We start from the raw sequence: 17953 nt of genomic DNA on the forward strand, positions 1-17953 counted from the left end.
TAACAAAGGTTTTATTTTCATATCTTTGTTTCCGATTAAGTTAATAATTTCTAGATTTTTGAAAGGGTTTGGAATACGTTACGCTTAATGTCGGGTTGGCAGGTGTTGGCGCATCTGCCGACTTTTTTATTAAGGAAACGCGTGTGTGGTGTGTTTTTCTATGTTTTCATGGTTCTTTTTGGTTTTATGGATTAGACAATAGGTTAACGGTATAAAGTAATTTCATTCGTATTCTCTTTTTGTTTTATTTTGAAAGGGTGTATTTTCTGAATAATCCGCAATACCTCCATTACCCCGTCGCGCTGGCGGAACTTTCCTGTGTATTCGTATTCCAGTATAGAGGTGTCTTTGACGATGATTTTCACGTCATAATAAAGTTCCAGTTTTTTCAATATGTCTTTCAGCTTTTGTTTGTCGAAAGCATAAAGACCGTCTTTCCAGATGATGGGGTCTTTAGTGATGGAGCCCACCAGGAAACGTCCATTGGCAGTTGCGGTTAGCTGTTGTTCAGGGCTTAACAGAACTCCTTGTTGTTCTTGTTCGGGATGGTAGACGCGTACAGATCCTTCCAACAGTGCAACGGTAAGTTCTTCGCTAGGATAGTTGAAGACATTGAATTGTGTACCAAGTGCTTTTATATCCACCTTTCCGGTAGAGACAATAAACGGCAACGTTCCTTTCGCCACTTCAAAGAAGGCTTCTCCGTTGAGCTTTACCCGGCGTTCCTCACCGAATATGGAAGGATAGGTGAGGGTGGAACCGGCATTCACCCATACTTTGCTGCCGTCCGGCAGTACAATATGTGCGCGTTGTCCGGCCGGGACAGAGAGTTTCTGAGTGACAGGCTGTGGTATATCCATACTGATAAACGAGTAAGTAACCCACCATGTGGAAACTATACAGGCAATGATGATAGCCGCATAGCGTAAAAAATGGAATGACAATCTTTTCTTTTTTTCTATCTGTCGGGCTTTCATGAAACGCTTCAGGCTTTCCTTACCTAATAATTCGTTTTTTTCTTGTGGGTGGAGTTTTACCAGCGATTGCAAGTGCTGGCAATTTATCATTTCCTTCTTCAGTTCTTGGTTGGAAAAGGCCTCCTGCAGTAAAGCTTTCCTTTCTTCTTTACTGAGTTCTCCTGCGTAATATTTTATAATTCGATGGTCCATTTTTTATCTGTTCTGTATAGTAAACGAAGCAAGAGAAAGAATCCGCCAAAAGAAAATGAAAAAAATCAGGGAAGAGTAAATAAAAAAAGAAGTAGAGGCAGGCAGTCTTTTAATTCCTCGCGTAATTTTTTGTATGCAATAGCCATTTGTGATTCTACGGTGTTGATGGATATTTGCAGTTCTGAAGCTATTTGCTGTTGTTTTTTGCCTTCCAGTTTGTTCATGACAAAAATGCTTCGGCACCGTTCGGGGAGTTTCTGCAAAGCTTGTTCCAAACGTTCTTCTATGTCGGTTTCATCGGGGAAGTTGGTATTGAGGATCTCCAAAGAATCATATTTCATGCGTAAGGTCATATCAAATTCGCTTTGCATTTCGGCCACAGCTTCCTGTTCGTTCACCCGTTTGCGTAAGTAGTCCAGACATTTGTTTTTGATGGAAGTAAACAGGTAAGCTGTAAGGTTGGTGTATGCATCCAACCGGTCGCAGTGTTCGTATAAATGCAGGAACACGTCTTGAACGATGTTTTCGGCATCACTTTCGGACAATACATATTCGCGTGCGAAATAAATAGCACGTGAATACCATGTGATATAGAACCGTTCAAAATTTGTCATGACGAATCCTTAAATGATTTAAATGCAAATTTAAATTTTTCTATTGAAATATTAAAAAAATGATAAGGAATATTATGGGATTTTTATTAAGAGAAGAATTACGCTCTTTGTGCTTCTTACATCGGTTGATACGGTCATCTCTCCGAACTGTTATAAAGTCAAAAGAAAAATATGGGGGGAGTTTCGTGATATCCTGTCCGGAGAATAAAATAATTCTTTAAGAACTCAAGCCCCATGATTTTGTAGGCGGGTCGGTTTTACTTTGCCGGTATTGTTTGAAGCCGTCAATTGATGGGGTAAGGTAAGTAATTGAAAAGTTTTTTGTATTTTTGAGCTGTATAAACAGTGAAATGGATGAAAGAAAATAATAAGGAACAAGAAAGGTTTGTTGCTTATATTACTAAGCAGCAATGTGTTAATGAAGCAGCATCCGTTACCGATTTTCTTCGGAAATATGCTTTTAGGTATCATAATTCCGCTTTTATATCATCTGATCCGGTTCAGTTTCCTCATCGTTATCATCGGAAGGAAGATATAGAAATAAGCGGTTTTTTGACGGCCTATCTGAGTTTCGGTGCTCGTCCTCAAATACTGAAGGCAGCGGAGAGGCTGGATGCTGTCATGCAGCATAACCCTTTGGTTTATGTATTGTCGAAAGATTGGAAATCGGATTTTTGTGGGGAAGAATCTTTTTATCGCACAGTGTCGAAGAATAAAATGGGGGAATTATTCCATTGGTTACATGGAATATATACAAAATATGGCTGTATGGAAGCGGCTTTAATGGCGTGTCAGGAGGGCTCTCCGATACAACGCCTATGTCGTTTGTTGGGCGTTTCGGACAAGGCACCGCAAAAAAAACTTAATATGTTTCTTCGTTGGATGATCAGGCGTGACTCGGAAGTAGACTTCGGTATTTGGACTTCTTTTTCGCCTTGTGATTTGTTGATTCCGTTGGATATTCATGTCTGTGAAGTAGCTCATCGGCTTCATCTTACTCGAAGTAAATCTTATACATTGAATAACGCAAAGGCCATTACCCGTGCACTTGCCGAGGTTTTTCCGGACGACCCGTGTTTGGGGGACTTTGCGTTATTCGGTTATGGAATTAATGATGGAAAATAACGATATTAATTTTACTATGAAAGAGTCTTTATAGCAGTTGCTGTATTTGTTCTCTTTTGAGTTCCGTATCAACATGGAATGCCGGACTGTTCATGTATTTTTTCAAGCTATATAACAGTTGTCGGGCTTCGGGGCGTTTATCCATGTCTTGCCAAAAGTCTATACCTGAAACCAATATTTTTCCTTTACCTACTCTAGCTTCGAACAATAAGGCTAAGGGGCGATTGGTAAACCAGTCGTCGATGACGCGGACGATGGGATGTATCTTTGGAGAAAGTTTGCTGAACTCAATTGCTCCGGAATGGCTCATGGCATCCCACCATTGGTAGTCGCTGTGATATTCTGTGGGGAATTCACTAAGAGCCGGATGTGCGGGATTGCATAATATGCCCAAGGTATGAGGTGCTTGTTTGGCAGTCCATGCTGTATTCCAGAAAATGCTGGAGAAGCCTATTTGGATATCGCCCCCCAGTTTTTTGGATAAACTTCCTTTCTTTAGTGAAAGTAAGACTGTGGCTCCTTTCTCAAGGGTGTTTAGTGTGATGGTATCCAAGCGGTCGGTCATACAGATTTTATTTTCATGGGGAATGGCTTGTCGGACTGTTGGGTATACCCAGATGTTCCAGTCATTTTTTCTATTGTTTACTGAAACTTCTAATATCAAACGTTGAGGTGTGGTCACAGTAGTGAGTGGAGCTGCTACTTCCCCTAAAGTAAAATTATTGCCGACAGGTATTTCTTTTGAATTCCATTGTCCTGATTGGAGAATGTTTCCTTCAGTGTCACGTAAAGTCCATCCGGTAGTTGCGTTTTGCAGAGGGCTGCTTCCATAGTGAGCGACCTCGGCAGATGCTTTCAAAGTATCATTGTTTGTGAAAATTAGTTTGGACAGACGTGCCAATGGTACGGTGGCATTGCAGAAACGGCTGTATTCTTCGGGGGATATATACCCTTTTTCTTCCCAGAAGGCATCAAGCACACCTACCGGTGCGGTGCCTTGTCCCGGAAAATCGTATAAACCCAACAATTGGAATCCTCCGAAGTCTTTAGTGCGGAGGGCGGCTTCTATGTCGGCCTTGTAACAAAGTACTTGTAACTTTCCTGATGCCAGCAGGAAACTATCGGAAAGGGCTTTCATGCCATTCTCTTGTAGACTTTCTTGGAATATTTCAAAGTTGGTAGGGCGCATTACCCCTGTATACTTTTTCATTTCTTTAAAATTGGGATAGACGCACCATTGTCCTATTTCATGACTTACTATGGGTTGGGTGAACCGGTTAATATATTCAGACCAGTCGTAGTCTGTACGTGGTGCCTGGGCATTGATGATACTGTTCAGCCCTTGTCCCCATCCCTGTATGCGTGGTGAGGGGTCGCTTAAGAAATCACTGACAGGCAAGTTGGGCCATCCGCCTGCTGTGCTATAAATTCGTCTTTTATCTTGTTTTTTCCAATAGAAGGTAAATTCAGCCAGATAATTGTTGCTTCCTGCGCCGGCAGGTTCATTGCCGTACATCATCATGCAGAAAGAGGGATGATTGCCAAAAGTTCTCACTATAGCTTCGCTTTCTTTTAATATAAAGGCGTCCAATGGTTTCCCATCTCCGATAGTGGTGCTGCTGTTTGCCCAGGATGAACATTCTATTTCCAGATACATTCCCATTTTGTCGGCTGCACAAAAAGCAGCTTCGGGAGGACACCAGGAATGAAAACGTATATGATTCAAACCGTGGTTACGGCAGGCTGTGAATATCTTTTCCCATGAAGCTTGGTCGGTAGGTGGGTAGCCGGTTTTGGGAAAAGCTGCACAATCCAGTGTTCCGCGTAGAAAGACGGGACGTCCGTTGATGGTGATGTGGCGGTCTGTTACTCTGAAATCGCGCATACCGAACTGCTCTGTATGAGTATCGGTAGTTGTTTTTTCTTTATCGGTCAGGCTGGCTTCCAGTGTATATAAATTCGGATTGAACTCATCCCACAGACAAATATTGTCTCCTAATGAAAGTATTGTTTCAGTTTTGTTCTCGCCGGGGAGAAGCACTATTTCTTGTTGTATGCTTTTCCCATTGGCTTTTAAGGTTAGAATAGCGGTGGCTTTTGTCTTTTTTTTGTTTTTCAGGTATGTTTTTACGCGAATGTTTTTAGCATTGATATCAGGATAAATATCTGTGTGTACTATGCTTACTTGTGGGCGGACTTGCAGGTACATGTCGCCTATTACTCCGTTCCAGTTACCTTGCGTGTGGTCTGAAATACTGTGTGAGTTTTCTCCCGGATCAATGTCTTTTATTCTGTTATCTATACGTAAAGTGAGTGTATGCTTGCCTGGAGTGAGTACATCGGATAAGTCATATTGATGGGGAGTTCCGAGTGTGTTCTGCATGCCTATTTCTTTATCATCTACCCATAAACGTGTTTCCCAATGGCATCGTTCCAGAAAAAGAGAGATGTCTTGCTGGTTCCAGTCGGTTGGAATATTTACTTCTTTCCGATACCATGCTACACCTTTGTAGTATTTTATGGGTTGCAGCCAAAAAGGTATTTTGATGTTATCGGAGTTCCGATATTTTGCATAATGTTCATTTTTAAAATAAGAGTCATCGTTGATGCTTCCTGTCCAAGGTGTGTTAATATTAATATCTTCTCCTAATCCATTGGAAGTCATAGAACCGGGCAATAGAATGCTACCACTCCAATTGGTAGAGTCTGTAGTAAATTGCCATTTGCCTGTCAGGTCAATTCGGTTTTCAGGTTGTGAACATGAAACTGTTAATAGGAATAAGAATAATAAAGAATTGATTTTCATCTATCTGATTGTTTATGGTACTTGGTTAATGATATATTAAATGTTGTCTCCTGCCGATATTTTTTATTATCTATCTGTGCGGAAAGGTGCTACAGGCAGTCCTTCTGCATTGAATAAATTTCCTACAGTCGCATCATCGAAACAGTAACGGACAGCAATCGGCTGTTTTATTTTGGGTGAAGAAACTATCAGCCGGTTTTCTTTGATACGTGCATTGGCAGGTACGAAGTTTCCGTCATTTCCGGCTATTGTTACTCCTCTGATTTTTTTGTCGGGACATACTAATTTCTTTTCTGTATGACTAAAAGAGAGGATAGCTTTTCCTTTTTCTATGGTCATTTGTGTGAAGAAAGGTGTTTCATAACCTTTTTTTAATGCTTTGTAAGTTCTGCCCAATACTAAATTAGCCAGTCTAAAGCCAGCTTCGGCTTTTTGGGCAGGATGGATGTTGTCAGGGTCACCAATATCGGTAGTGGTTATCAGTCCTACATTGTCAACTCTATGTGCTACTTGTTCTTGTGCTTCACGTATCAATGCGGGACCGTTATTGGTAGAGTGGTAGTTGTATGGAGCTATTTGAACCATATAAAAAGGAAAATTCTTGCCGAAGCCTTTTCGCCAACTTGCAATCATTTTTTCCATGAGCAAATTGTATGATGACGGATTGTCTCTGTTTGATTCTCCTTGATACCAAATGGCTCCGGCAATGTCGTATGGCATTAACGGATGAATCATGCTGTTGTAAAGGACTCCCGGTGTTACCGGCCACCAGGGGTAAGGCTTGTTTATTACTGCTTCGGCAATGACTTTGTTGTTTATGACGGTGTCTCTCGGAGTCCATACTTCGGCAGGAGTTCCTCCCCATGCGGAAACAATTAATCCTATGGGTACATTGAGTTTCTGTTGCAAACGTTTGCCGAAAAAATAAGCTATGGCACTTCTCTTCTGCATTATTTCGGGGGTACATTGTTCCCATTGTGCATAGCAATCTTCTTGCGGAGATTTGCTTCCTTGTTTGCTCAGACTGAAGAAACGTATGTGGGGATGGTTAGCGTTGTCAATCTCTTCTTGCCGGTTATGGATTCCGTTATTGGGACTCCATTCCATGTTTGACTGTCCACTACATAACCATACTTCGCCCAATAGGATATCTTTCAGTATTATTTTGTTTTCTTTTCTGTTGTCGGTGAATATTTGCAGGGTGTACGGACCTCCGTGCCCACAGGTAGGAATTTTTGTTCTCCAACGTCCGCAGTCATCTACAGAGGTTGAAATGGTATCATTGGGCATCCAACTTCCTACTAATTTGACCGTAGTGCTTGCTTCTCCCCATCCCCAAATAGAAACAGTACTTTTCTGTTGGAGTACCATGTGGTCCGAGAATATGGCCGGTAAATGTATTGGGGTAGAAGTTTGCCCATTTGTAACTGCACTATAACACAATGCCAGAAAAATAGTTTTAATAGTTCTTTTCATTATATTGTATAGATTAAGGTGAATGAATATTCCTGATAGAGGAATAGATTTGCAAAAGAAATAATAATTGTTGTATAATCCCATAGATATTTTAGCTTAAATGATGGATTATATTTCTATTTTTGGGGGTAGGAAATAAAAATCCCCGGTCAGGATAATCACATCCTCCGGGGATTTACTTTTACTTTAAAGGTTAGTATAAATTAGGTTAGGTCTTATACTTCTTATAGTGGGACATATTCTACAAATGCTTCCATGGCTTCATAGCATGCCAAACCTAGCTGGTCATACAATGCTGCTGTACCACGATTACGGTCTTCGCTACGTTGCCAGAACAGACGTTCGTCATTACCCAGGAACGGTGCACTTTCCATTTGAGACTGATGTTTCAAGATAGAGTTACGTTTAGCACGCAGTTCCTCAGGGCTGAACGGAACTGCCATTTCAATATTCTCTATTTCCCATTCTGCCCATGCGCCACGGTACATCCATGTGCGACAGTCTTTCAACCATTCTGCTCCAGCTTCCTTTTCAATATCGATGGCAGCAAGAACTGCATCAGTACATACGCGGTGAGTTCCGTGTGGGTCGGCCAAGTCACCGGCTACGAATATTTGGTGAGGCTTTACTTCGCGTAACAGCTTCAGTACAATTTCTACATCAGCTTCACTGATAGGATTCTTTTCAATCTTACCGGTTTCGTAGAACGGCAGGTCGAGGAAGTGGCAACGGCTCAAAGGAACTTGATTGAAGGTACAAGCAGTACGGGCTTCACCACGACGAATCAGACCTTTAATGGTCAGGATGTCGCGTGTATCCATATCGCCTTCCTTCTTTGCTGCAAGGAATTTCTTGATTTCAGCATACTTGTTCTTGATTGTCTCATTAGAGTTATCATCGAAAAGTTGATTGAAACCATTGATAAAATGCATGAAACGTACTACTTCTTCATCACCTACGGCGATATTTCCGGATGTTTCGTATGCAACGTGCACTTCATGACCTTGTTGAACCAAACGGCGTAAGGTTCCACCCATTGAGATGACGTCATCGTCAGGGTGCGGAGAGAAGATTACCACACGTTTGGGGAACGGTTTTGCACGTTCGGGGCGATAGGTATCGTCTGCATTCGGCTTGCCACCCGGCCATCCGGTGATGGTGTGCTGCAAATCATTGAAGATTTTAATGTTTACGTTGTAAGCAGAGCCATAGAGTGCCAGCAGTTCGCTTAATCCGTTTTCGTTATAGTCTTTGTTGGTAAGCTTCAGGATGGGTTTCTTTGTCTTCAAGCATAACCATACGATGGCACTGCGAATCAATTTATCGTTCCACTCGCAGTTGGTTACCAACCATGGACGTTGAATGCGTGTTAAGTGGGAGGCTGCTGCCAGGTCAATGCAAACATTTGCATTGTTATGCAACTGTAAGTAAGAAGCGGGAAGTGTATCACTTACTTTATCTTCCACTGCTTTCTTGATAATATCGGCTTTGTCATCGCCCCATGCCAACAGATAAACCTTGCGAGCTGCCATGATAGTGGCAACGCCCATAGTGATGGAACAAGGAGGAAGATTGTCCACACCCAGATTGTGTGCGGCTTCGGCACGTGAAGTGGAGTCAATCAGAATCAGTCGGGTAGGTGAGCTGAGACTTGAGCCCGGTTCGTTCATGGCAATATTGCCTTCACGACCGATACCCATCAAAATGATATCCATACCGCCAAATGTCTGGATGCGTTGTTCATACAGGCGGCAGTATTCGATTACGGCTTCTTGAGGAATAGTGCCGTCAATCGTAAACACATTCTGCTTATCGATATCTATCTGGCCTAAAAACAGGTCATTGAGTTGTGCGAAACTGCTTCCTGCACCTTCGGCGGCCAAGGGATAGTATTCATATAAGTTGAAGATGACTACATTGCGGAAACTTAGTCCTTCGTCTTTATGCTTACGGACGAGCTCAGCGTATAGCGGACGCAATGAAGCACCAGTTCCTGCACCAATCACGCAGAATTTTCCTTCGCGCTGGCGCTCATGGATTTTGGCAGCTATTTCATCGGCTATGTGTTGCACTCCTTCGTCTACCGTTTCGTAGATGTCTGTCGGCACCTTCTCAAAACGAGTGAGTACGGAACGCTCCACTGCATTTTCGGGTTTATAATACTTCGGAGATACTCTGTTAAGAGAAATCTGCGAGCTTAGGTTTGTTCTCATAAATTACAAATTAGCTTTTTCGATGTCCTTAAAATACTTGTAGGTACCTACTTTCAGTTCATCTGTTGCTGCTTCATCACAAACAATGATGCCATGTTGATGCATTTGTAATGCGCTAATGGTCCACATTTGTGTGATACCGCCTTCGACAGCATGCTGTAATGCGCGAGCTTTGTTGTGACCGTTGCAGATAATCAGCACTTCTTTGGCTGAAAGAACAGTTCCTACACCTACTGTTAACGCAGTTTTGGGAACTTTGTTCACATCATTGTCGAAAAAGCGTGAGTTTGCAATGATAGTATCGGTGGTCAGGGTTTTGATACGGGTGCGAGAAGACAGGGAAGAACCCGGTTCGTTGAAAGCGATATGGCCGTCAGGACCGATACCTCCCATAAACAAATCAATACCACCTATTTCGGCAATCTGCTTTTCGTAGTTTGCACATTCAGCTTCCAGATCTGTTGCGTTTCCGTTCAGGATATGTACATTTTCTTTCTTGATATCAATATGGTTGAAGAAATTCTTCCACATGAATGTGTGGTAGCTTTCAGGATGGTCTTCGGGTAAACCGACATATTCGTCCATGTTGAAAGTAACAACGTTCTGGAAAGATACTTTTCCTTGTTTGTTCAGCTCGATCAGCGCTTTGTACATACCTAGTGGCGATGAACCGGTAGGACAACCCAGTACGAATGGTTTTTCGGGAGTGGGGTTTGCTGCATTAATTTTACTTGCTACATAGTTTGCTGCCCATTGTGACAGTTTTTGATAATCAGGTTCGATAATTACTCTCATGGTTCTTTTTTTAAGTTTTAAGTTAACTATTCGTTTTTTCTATTTATTGTCTGTTTTAGGATGAACTGTTCACCCAAGTTGCAATATTACTGAAAATTGGGGACATTCCCTTCAATAAATGAGTTTTTTCTTTCTGAGAAAGTGATTTTCTTTGTTTTATTAGCATTCTCTTTCGTTTTTATAAAAAATAACATAAAAAAATGGTTCGTCTAAAATGAAAAAGAGATGAGGGTAGGAGGAGTGCCTTTTTTATTTATAGGAAAGAAATAAAGAGTTATGTAGGTTGTAGCCGGTATTGATATATAAATCATTTAGTAATAGAGTTTGATAAGTGAATTTATTTATTAAATAAAGCTTATTTAATAATCTCCTAATTTATGGGTACGTAAACGGTGTTGACGAATAATTCTTATGAATTAGAAATAATTGACAGAAAGATATAATATATTAGGTTCTATAAAAACTTTTTGCAAAATTCTCTCTTTATGAAATATGATTTCATAAAAAAATAACTATATTTGTGAGCATTAACGGAATATTTTAGTATGGGTGATAAGTTGTTGAAAGAGATAGAGAAAGGCTCTAAGTTGGCTGTGATGAAGAAACGTATCATCACACATTATATTTATAATGGTAGTTCTACCATTACTGATTTGGCAAAAGAAATGGATTTGAGTGTGCCTACTGTCACAAAGTTCATTGATGAAATGTGTGAGGATGGGTACATTAATGACTATGGAAAGTTGGAAACCAGTGGAGGCAGACATCCTAGTCTGTATGGATTGAATGCAGAGTCCGGCTATTTTGTCGGAGTAGAGGTGCGGCAGTTTTCTATTCATTTGGGGTTAATAAACTTTAAAGGTGACGTGATGCAATTAAAGATGAATGTACCTTTTAGGGCAAAGAATACTCCTGAGTGTTTGGATGAGTTGTGCAAGATAATCAAACAATTCCTTCAGAAACTTCCGATAGAGCAGGATAAAGTTTTGAATATTAATGTAAACCTTTCGGGACGTGTAAATCCTGATTTGGGGTACAGCTATAGTATCTTTAATTTTGATGAGCGTCCACTTTCGGATATTATTTCTGAAAAATTGGGCGGTTTCCGGGTGTCGATTGATAATGATACGCGTGCAATGATATATGGTGAGTATATGCAGGGTGCGGTGAAAGGTGAAAAGAATATCATCCTCATTAACGTTAGTTGGGGATTGGGTATGGGTATTATCATTGATGGAAAGCTTTATAAAGGAAAATCCGGTTTCTCCGGTGAATTCGGACATAATTACGGATATGAAAATGAGATTATCTGTCATTGTGGCAAGAAAGGATGTATAGAGACTGAAGTTTCGGGTTCTGCCTTGCAGCGGATTTTATTGGAGCATATTAAGAATGGAGAGACTTCTATTATTTCAAATAGCAGGAAGAATATTGAAGAAATAACGCTTGATGATATTATTGCTGCTGTGAATAAAGAAGATTTGCTTTGTATTGAGTTGGTAGAAGAAATTGGTGTGAAGCTGGGAAGGCATGTTGCCGGATTGATTAATATATTTAATCCTGAATTGGTGATTATCGGTGGTGATCTTTCTCGTACAGGAGATTATCTGATACAGCCTATTACAACGGCTATCCGTAAGTATACGCTCAATTTGATGAACCGTGATTCTGTGATTGTGGAATCTAAATTGAAAGAGAGAGCCGGTATTATCGGTGCATGTATGCTTTCCAGAAGTAAATTGTTTGAATCTTAGCCTTTTTCGGGCAAATTATTGTTTTGATGTCGAAACATTAATAATGTAATTATTTTGTTTTGTCATTCTGAATTTTGCGAAGAATCTGTAAACATAAAGTAGATGTAAACAGATTCTTCAATTTGTTGGGGATGACAAAGTGATAGGTTATTTTAGCCTTGACACATACATGGCGATAATGAGAGATTGCCTCTTTCTATTTATTTTTCAACTCTTGTTTCAATATTTCCCAATTCTCATTGAATGCAGGCATGGAAGGAAATAGTAGGTTTGCTCCTTCATCCCATAGCACTTGGTCGGGCAGAGGACCGGTGTTTACCGCAATCGTAAAGATACCCGCAGCTACTCCGGCTTGTACTCCTAATGGTGCATTTTCTATAACGAGTGCTTCATTGGGTTGAAGGTGAGCTTTCTTTAAAGCCATTAAGTAGGGCTCGGGGTTGGGCTTACCATATTTTACATCGAAAGCAGTGACCATCAGTTCCTTTTTAAATATGCCGGGGAAATTATGGTTTAATCTGTCTAATAGAGAAGTTTGTCCCGAACCGGTTACTACCATCGGAATGAGACCTTCTTCTTTGATTTTTGTCAGAACTTCATAAGCTCCGGGCATTCTTTCTGCCATAGGGCATTTATTAAACTCTTCAGTTTTTGCCTGATAGATTGCTTTTATTTCTTCTTCTGTTGCGTCATGTCCGCGTTCACGACGGCTTACAATGTTTATCGTTGAGGCTCCTGTGCGACCTTCGTGCATGTAGGCTTCATCGCGGCTGAGTCCGAAACCGAAGCGGAGCATCACTTTGTGCCATGATTCGGCATGGTTGGGCATGGAGTTGAATAATACGCCGTCCATATCAAATAATACGGCTTTCAGATTGATGGTATTATATCCGTGAGATTGGAGGTAATTGTTTATTGCTTCTTGAAACATTATTTTATAGTATCATAATGAAGCACGGATTACACAGATTCACAGTTTTAATGAAACTGCATGTATCCGTGAAATCCGTGCCTGAATAAAAAATCTTATAGATTATAATCTAGCTTGGATTGCTTTAGATTCTTCTTCGTATCCCGGTTTGTTTAATAGAGCGAACATATTCTTTTTGTATGCTTCCACACCCGGTTGGTTGAAAGGATTAACGCCAAGAATATAGCCACTGATACCGCAACCGATTTCAAAGAAGTAAATAATTTCTCCCAAATAGAATTCGTTCAGTTCAGGAACAATCAGACGCATATTAGGCACGCCACCGTCTACGTGTGCCAATTGCGTACCCAGCTCTGCCATCTTGTTTACTTCATCTACACGTTTTCCGGCCAGGAAGTTTAGTCCGTCAAGGTTTGCCTCATCCGAAGGAACTTCAAGTTTATGATTCGGCTTCTCAACAGAGATTACTGTTTCGAAGATGGTGCGTTCGCCTTCCTGAATCCATTGTCCCATGGAGTGGAGGTCTGTTGAGAAATCTACAGAAGCGGGGAAGATACCTTTGTTTTCCTTACCTTCAGATTCTCCATACAATTGTTTCCACCATTCTGATACATAATGCAATTTAGGTTGGAAATTCACTAGAATTTCAATCTTCTTGCCGTCTTGGTATAAAGCGTTACGAGTTGCTGCATAAACAGCAGCAGGATTTTCTGCAAAAGGTGTGTCGGGATTGCTGCAAAGAGCTTCCATTGTACGTGCGCCTTCCACTAATTTAATAATGTCATATCCGGCTACTGCGATAGGTAATAAACCTACGGGAGTCAATACTGAGAAACGACCGCCTACATTATCCGGAATAATGAATGATTTATAACCTTCTTTGTCGGCAGTTACGCGTGCAGCTCCTTTCTTGGCATCGGTAATGGCTACAATTACTTTCTTTGCCATTTCTTTACCGCGTTGGTCTTCGCATTGCTTTTTCAGCAGACGGAAAGCCAAAGCTGTTTCTGTAGTAGTACCTGATTTGGAGATATTAATTACACCGAATTTCTTGTCTTTCAAGAACTCTGTCAGTTCAAACAAGTAATCTTCACCGATATTATGTCCTGCGTAAATGATAGTCGGAGCATTTTTCTTTTCCTGCAACCATTGGAAGCTGTTGGATAAAGCTTCAATAATGGCGCGTGCACCAAGATAACTACCACCGATGCCGGCAACGATGACTACTTCACAGTTTTCGCGAAGTACCTGAGCAGTCTCTTGCAAATCAGTCAAGTGTTCAGCAGTAATTGATGAAGGCAAGTGTAGCCAGCCTAAGAAATCATTACCTTTACCTGTACCGTTTTCCAGAGTTTCAATACAGGCTTTTACCTGAGGTGCATAAGCAGCGATCGTTTCTTTTGAAACAAATCCGGCTACTTTGTCGATGTTTAAACTAATATTCTTCATTGTATCTGAATTTTATCTGAATGAATCAGTTAATAATTTTATCTCAATCATGGGCGAGATGCGCTCATACAATATATTATAAACGGCATCTACGATGGGCATGTTCACGTGCAAATGTTTATTTAGCTCCTTAATACATTTTGTACCGTAGTACCCTTCCGCTATCATTTCCATCTCTATTTGTGCGCTTTTTACAGAATATCCCTTACCAATCATTGTACCGAACACACGGTTTCGGCTGAAATTGGAATAAGAAGTAACAAGCAAGTCTCCCAAATAGGCAGAATCATCGATAGAACGTTCTACGGGATGTACGGTGTTAAGGAAGCGATTCATTTCCTGTATGGCATTCGAAATCAATACTGCCTGAAAGTTATCGCCATATTTCAAACCACTGCAAATACCGGCAGCGATAGCATAAATATTCTTCAAGACAGAGGCGTATTCGATACCTGCCACATCAGGGCTTACTGAAGTCTTGATATAATGTCCGGCCAATTGGCGGGCAAAAATTTTGGCTTTGTCAATATCCTTACAACCGATAGTCAGGTAAGAAAGACGCTCCAAAGCGACTTCTTCTGCATGGCAAGGCCCTGCGATAACGGCAATATTATCTTCGGGAACACCATATACTTTGTTAAAATAGTCGGAAACAATCAGGTTTTCATCAGGGACGATACCTTTAATAGCTGTGACGATGAACTTGTCCTTTATTTTGGTTTTCAGCTTTTTGAGGTGGCTTTTCAGATAAGGAGAAGGAGTCACAAATATCAGGGTATCCGATTCCTTGACTATCTTGTTTATATCCGACGAAAAGTTAATGCGCTTGATATCAAAACGCACACTAGTCAGATAAGCCGGATTATGGCCGAGACGTTTAAACTCTTCAATTCGGTCGTCACGACGCATATACCAGTTGATTGATTCAGACTGAGCCAAGACTATCTTTGCAATAGCCGTGGCCCAGCTGCCACCACCCATTATTGCTATTTTACCGGGCAATTTCATGTTTTGTCAATTAGATTTTGCTAATCCATCCGGCTACTTCATCTACCGTAGGATTGGTCAATTCCAATTTATATTTTTTATTTATGCCACAAATGTCTTGGTGTAACTTCTGTGGGTTTACATCTTTCATATCACTCACTAAATTGTAACCGGCTTTTTGAATAGCGGGAACCCACTCTTCTGCAATACCCAGTTCCATGAACTTGGCTGCCGAGTCTTTTGGAGTAATCTTTTCAGGACGCATTTGCGGGAAGAATAATACTTCCTGAATATAAGGCTTACCTGTCATCAGCATCACCAATCGGTCGATACCGATACCGATACCTGAAGTGGGAGGCATACCATATTGTAATGCACGCAAGAAATCCTGATCAATAATCATTGCTTCGTCATCACCCTTGTCGGCCAGCTTCATTTGTTCTTTGAAACGTTCTTCCTGGTCAATCGGGTCGTTCAGCTCAGAATAGGCATTCGCCAATTCTTTACCGTTTACCATCAATTCGAAACGTTCTGTCAGTCCCGGTTTAGAACGATGCATTTTAGTCAGCGGTGACATTTCCACCGGATAGTCAGTGATGAAAGTGGGTTGGATATAGGTACCTTCGCAAAACTCTCCGAAGATCTCATCTATCAGTTTTCCTTTACCCATTGTTTCATCTATCTCTTCCATTTTCAGCTCTTTACAAACCTGACGTATTTCCTCTTCGGTCTTATCATTGAGGTCATAGCCGGTCTTTTCCTTAATAGCCTCCAAGATAGGCAAGCGGCGGTAAGGAGCTTTAAAACTGATTGTTTTTCCGTCAATAATACTATCTGTGCTTCCGTTTACAGCAATACAGATGCGTTCCAATAATTTTTCTGTGAAACTCATCATCCAATTGTAATCCTTGTACTGAACATAAAGTTCCATGCAGGTAAACTCAGGATTATGGTTCTTGTCCATACCTTCATTACGGAAGTTCTTACCGATTTCGTATACACCTTCAAAACCACCTACGATGAGTCGTTTCAGATAAAGCTCTGTTGCAATACGCAGATAGAGATCCATATCCAATGAATTATGGTGCGTAATAAACGGACGTGCACTTGCTCCACCGGGAATGGATTGGAGGATAGGAGTTTCCACTTCTGTGTAGCCGGCTTCGTCTAAAGCTGCACGCAGTGTTTTAACCACAATGGCACGTTTTTCAAAGGTTTCTTTTACACCTTCGTTGACAATCAGGTCAACATAACGTTGACGATAACGCAATTCCGGGTCTTCGAACTTGTCGTATGCTACACCATCCTTATATTTTACGATAGGCAACGGTTTCAGGGACTTAGATAGTACGGTCAGCTTTTTGGCATGGATACTGATTTCACCCATTTGTGTTTTGAAGACATATCCTTCGATACCTATGAAGTCACCAAGGTCCAGCAGACGTTTGAATACTATATTGTATAAATCCTTATTTTCATCCGGGCAGATATCATCGCGGGTGATATATATCTGAATACGGCCTTTTGAGTCTTGTAATTCGATAAATGATGCTTTACCCATCACACGGCGGCTCATCATACGTCCGGCTACCGATACTTTGCGGGGCTCTGTTTCATCTTCTTTGAACTCGGCTTTTATATCTGTAGAAAATGCGTTGGTTACATACTCAGCTGCGGGATATGGATCAATGCCCATAGCGCGCATTTCATTCAGACTGTTCCGTCTGATAATCTCCTGTTCACTTAGTTCTAATACGTTCATCCTGTTAAAACATTAACTCAATTTGGAGGCAAAAATACGAAAGATTTTGCAAAGTACCTCATTTAGACTTATTTTTATTTCGATAAGCTTCCATCTTGTGCCAGCTCGCATACCATGGAAATCATAAATAACAGACTGATGGCTCCACAAACAACAAGGAGAGTAATGTTGACTAGGCGTGCTTTTAAATGGGTTGCAGTGTGCAGATTGGCTGCTATGTATTCTTTAAAGAAAAGGTATAATCCGGGTACGGCTGAACTTGCCAGCAAGAAATCTTCGGGAATCTGGAAGAAATAAGTTTTGGTAAAACCGATAAGCGCCCAATGGCACAAGAATAAGATGAGGAAAAGATTGACTCGTTGTGAAAAAGCCAATAACAGTCCGATGGTGAATACTGCTACCGAACATGGCATGACAGGAGAAGTCATCATGGGGAAATCCATGCCGCGGGCTACAGAAAACAAGGGGTAAGCTAAAGGGAGGAAACATAATAGAACAGCTAGTTTCTTATGTTTGTGATTCAACTCGAAGGGAGTGTAATCTACTATTAAATCGTAAATCCAGAAGACGCACATTATTCCCCAAAAAAGAGCTAATGCATTGCTGTAGCTGCGCGGATCGCAATAAATATGATAATAAACTACGGCTACCCATGCATTGATAAAAATAAGATAGAGTTTCATCCCCTTTTTCTTTGCAGGGGTGGGATGGTGGAATAATGAATAGGTAAGCCATAAGCCGACAAGGGTGATAATTAGTTGGTAAATCCATGTTCCGGCATTGTATTGAGCGATTGTTTCCCAAAAAATATTCATCTCGTATGTGGTTATTGGTTAAATTCGGGCGGCAAAATTACAAAAAAACGATTGAAT

At 41.0% G+C, this 17953-nt stretch carries 13 protein-coding genes; 2 read left to right on the forward strand and 11 right to left on the reverse strand.

Features of this window, described 5'->3' with window-relative positions; genetic code table 11:
• Nucleotides 1-203 precede the first annotated feature (203 nt).
• Together HMPREF1534_RS16570 and HMPREF1534_RS16565 are read right to left on the reverse strand one after the other, a co-directional pair.
• A complete protein-coding gene (locus HMPREF1534_RS16570) occupies nucleotides 204-1169 on the reverse strand; it encodes a FecR family protein (protein WP_005936546.1) in 966 nt (321 codons plus the stop codon).
• 65 nt (nucleotides 1170-1234) lie between these two features.
• A complete protein-coding gene (locus HMPREF1534_RS16565) occupies nucleotides 1235-1783 on the reverse strand; it encodes an RNA polymerase sigma-70 factor (protein WP_005936548.1) in 549 nt (182 codons plus the stop codon).
• A 354-nt stretch (nucleotides 1784-2137) separates the two neighbouring features.
• Between HMPREF1534_RS16565 and HMPREF1534_RS16560 the strand changes: the two genes are divergently transcribed.
• Complete coding sequence (locus tag HMPREF1534_RS16560; RefSeq protein ID WP_005936550.1) at nucleotides 2138-2908, forward strand: TIGR02757 family protein; 771 nt, start codon at nucleotides 2138-2140, stop codon at nucleotides 2906-2908.
• 28 nt (nucleotides 2909-2936) lie between these two features.
• Here HMPREF1534_RS16560 and HMPREF1534_RS16555 read toward each other — a convergent pair whose 3' ends face one another.
• The 4 genes from HMPREF1534_RS16555 to nagB form a co-directional block, all read right to left on the reverse strand.
• Nucleotides 2937-5714: a glycoside hydrolase family 2 gene (locus tag HMPREF1534_RS16555; RefSeq protein WP_005936553.1), complete on the reverse strand. Its 2778-nt coding sequence runs from the start codon at nucleotides 5712-5714 to the stop codon at nucleotides 2937-2939.
• A gap of 66 nt (nucleotides 5715-5780) precedes the next feature.
• Nucleotides 5781-7085: a sialate O-acetylesterase gene (locus tag HMPREF1534_RS16550; protein ID WP_018451912.1), complete on the reverse strand. Its 1305-nt coding sequence runs from the start codon at nucleotides 7083-7085 to the stop codon at nucleotides 5781-5783.
• Nucleotides 7086-7414: 329 nt separating this feature from the next.
• Nucleotides 7415-9403: a glucosamine-6-phosphate deaminase gene (locus HMPREF1534_RS16545; RefSeq protein ID WP_005936559.1), complete on the reverse strand. Its 1989-nt coding sequence runs from the start codon at nucleotides 9401-9403 to the stop codon at nucleotides 7415-7417.
• A gap of 3 nt (nucleotides 9404-9406) precedes the next feature.
• Nucleotides 9407-10198, reverse strand: coding sequence for a glucosamine-6-phosphate deaminase (gene nagB, locus HMPREF1534_RS16540; protein WP_005936562.1), 792 nt, complete (start codon nucleotides 10196-10198; stop codon nucleotides 9407-9409).
• Nucleotides 10199-10743: 545 nt separating this feature from the next.
• Here nagB and HMPREF1534_RS16535 point away from each other — a divergent pair.
• Complete coding sequence (locus tag HMPREF1534_RS16535) at nucleotides 10744-11952, forward strand: ROK family transcriptional regulator (protein WP_005936564.1); 1209 nt, start codon at nucleotides 10744-10746, stop codon at nucleotides 11950-11952.
• Between the two features lie 196 nt (nucleotides 11953-12148).
• Here the strand turns inward: HMPREF1534_RS16535 and HMPREF1534_RS16530 are convergent, their stop codons facing one another.
• The 5 genes from HMPREF1534_RS16530 to HMPREF1534_RS16510 form a co-directional block, all read right to left on the reverse strand.
• Complete coding sequence (locus HMPREF1534_RS16530; protein ID WP_005936566.1) at nucleotides 12149-12883, reverse strand: HAD-IA family hydrolase; 735 nt, start codon at nucleotides 12881-12883, stop codon at nucleotides 12149-12151.
• A 102-nt stretch (nucleotides 12884-12985) separates the two neighbouring features.
• Nucleotides 12986-14332, reverse strand: coding sequence for a glucose-6-phosphate isomerase (locus HMPREF1534_RS16525; RefSeq protein ID WP_005936568.1), 1347 nt, complete (start codon nucleotides 14330-14332; stop codon nucleotides 12986-12988).
• 12 nt (nucleotides 14333-14344) lie between these two features.
• Nucleotides 14345-15340, reverse strand: coding sequence for an NAD(P)H-dependent glycerol-3-phosphate dehydrogenase (locus HMPREF1534_RS16520; RefSeq protein ID WP_005936570.1), 996 nt, complete (start codon nucleotides 15338-15340; stop codon nucleotides 14345-14347).
• A 10-nt stretch (nucleotides 15341-15350) separates the two neighbouring features.
• Nucleotides 15351-17081, reverse strand: coding sequence for a lysine--tRNA ligase (gene lysS, locus HMPREF1534_RS16515; RefSeq protein WP_005936571.1), 1731 nt, complete (start codon nucleotides 17079-17081; stop codon nucleotides 15351-15353).
• A gap of 74 nt (nucleotides 17082-17155) precedes the next feature.
• Complete coding sequence (locus HMPREF1534_RS16510; protein ID WP_005936573.1) at nucleotides 17156-17896, reverse strand: DUF6064 family protein; 741 nt, start codon at nucleotides 17894-17896, stop codon at nucleotides 17156-17158.
• Nucleotides 17897-17953 lie beyond the last annotated feature (57 nt).

The sequence above is a fragment of the Phocaeicola massiliensis B84634 = Timone 84634 = DSM 17679 = JCM 13223 genome, assembly GCF_000382445.1.
Taxonomy (GTDB): domain Bacteria; phylum Bacteroidota; class Bacteroidia; order Bacteroidales; family Bacteroidaceae; genus Phocaeicola; species Phocaeicola massiliensis.

Bases quoted from the DNA above. Each gene is read 5' to 3' on its own strand.
- HMPREF1534_RS16560 (WP_005936550.1), top strand. From the start codon at position 2,138: ATGAAAGAAAATAATAAGGAACAAGAAAGGTTTGTTGCTTATATTACT.
- lysS (WP_005936571.1), bottom strand. From the start codon at position 17,081: ATGAACGTATTAGAACTAAGTGAACAGGAGATTATCAGACGGAACAGT.
- HMPREF1534_RS16525 (WP_005936568.1), bottom strand. From the start codon at position 14,332: ATGAAGAATATTAGTTTAAACATCGACAAAGTAGCCGGATTTGTTTCA.
- HMPREF1534_RS16570 (WP_005936546.1), bottom strand. From the start codon at position 1,169: ATGGACCATCGAATTATAAAATATTACGCAGGAGAACTCAGTAAAGAA.
- HMPREF1534_RS16555 (WP_005936553.1), bottom strand. From the start codon at position 5,714: ATGAAAATCAATTCTTTATTATTCTTATTCCTATTAACAGTTTCATGT.
- HMPREF1534_RS16520 (WP_005936570.1), bottom strand. From the start codon at position 15,340: ATGAAATTGCCCGGTAAAATAGCAATAATGGGTGGTGGCAGCTGGGCC.
- HMPREF1534_RS16545 (WP_005936559.1), bottom strand. From the start codon at position 9,403: ATGAGAACAAACCTAAGCTCGCAGATTTCTCTTAACAGAGTATCTCCG.
- HMPREF1534_RS16535 (WP_005936564.1), top strand. From the start codon at position 10,744: ATGGGTGATAAGTTGTTGAAAGAGATAGAGAAAGGCTCTAAGTTGGCT.
- HMPREF1534_RS16565 (WP_005936548.1), bottom strand. From the start codon at position 1,783: ATGACAAATTTTGAACGGTTCTATATCACATGGTATTCACGTGCTATT.
- HMPREF1534_RS16530 (WP_005936566.1), bottom strand. From the start codon at position 12,883: ATGTTTCAAGAAGCAATAAACAATTACCTCCAATCTCACGGATATAAT.
- nagB (WP_005936562.1), bottom strand. From the start codon at position 10,198: ATGAGAGTAATTATCGAACCTGATTATCAAAAACTGTCACAATGGGCA.
- HMPREF1534_RS16510 (WP_005936573.1), bottom strand. From the start codon at position 17,896: ATGAATATTTTTTGGGAAACAATCGCTCAATACAATGCCGGAACATGG.
- HMPREF1534_RS16550 (WP_018451912.1), bottom strand. From the start codon at position 7,085: ATGGTACTCCAACAGAAAAGTACTGTTTCTATTTGGGGATGGGGAGAA.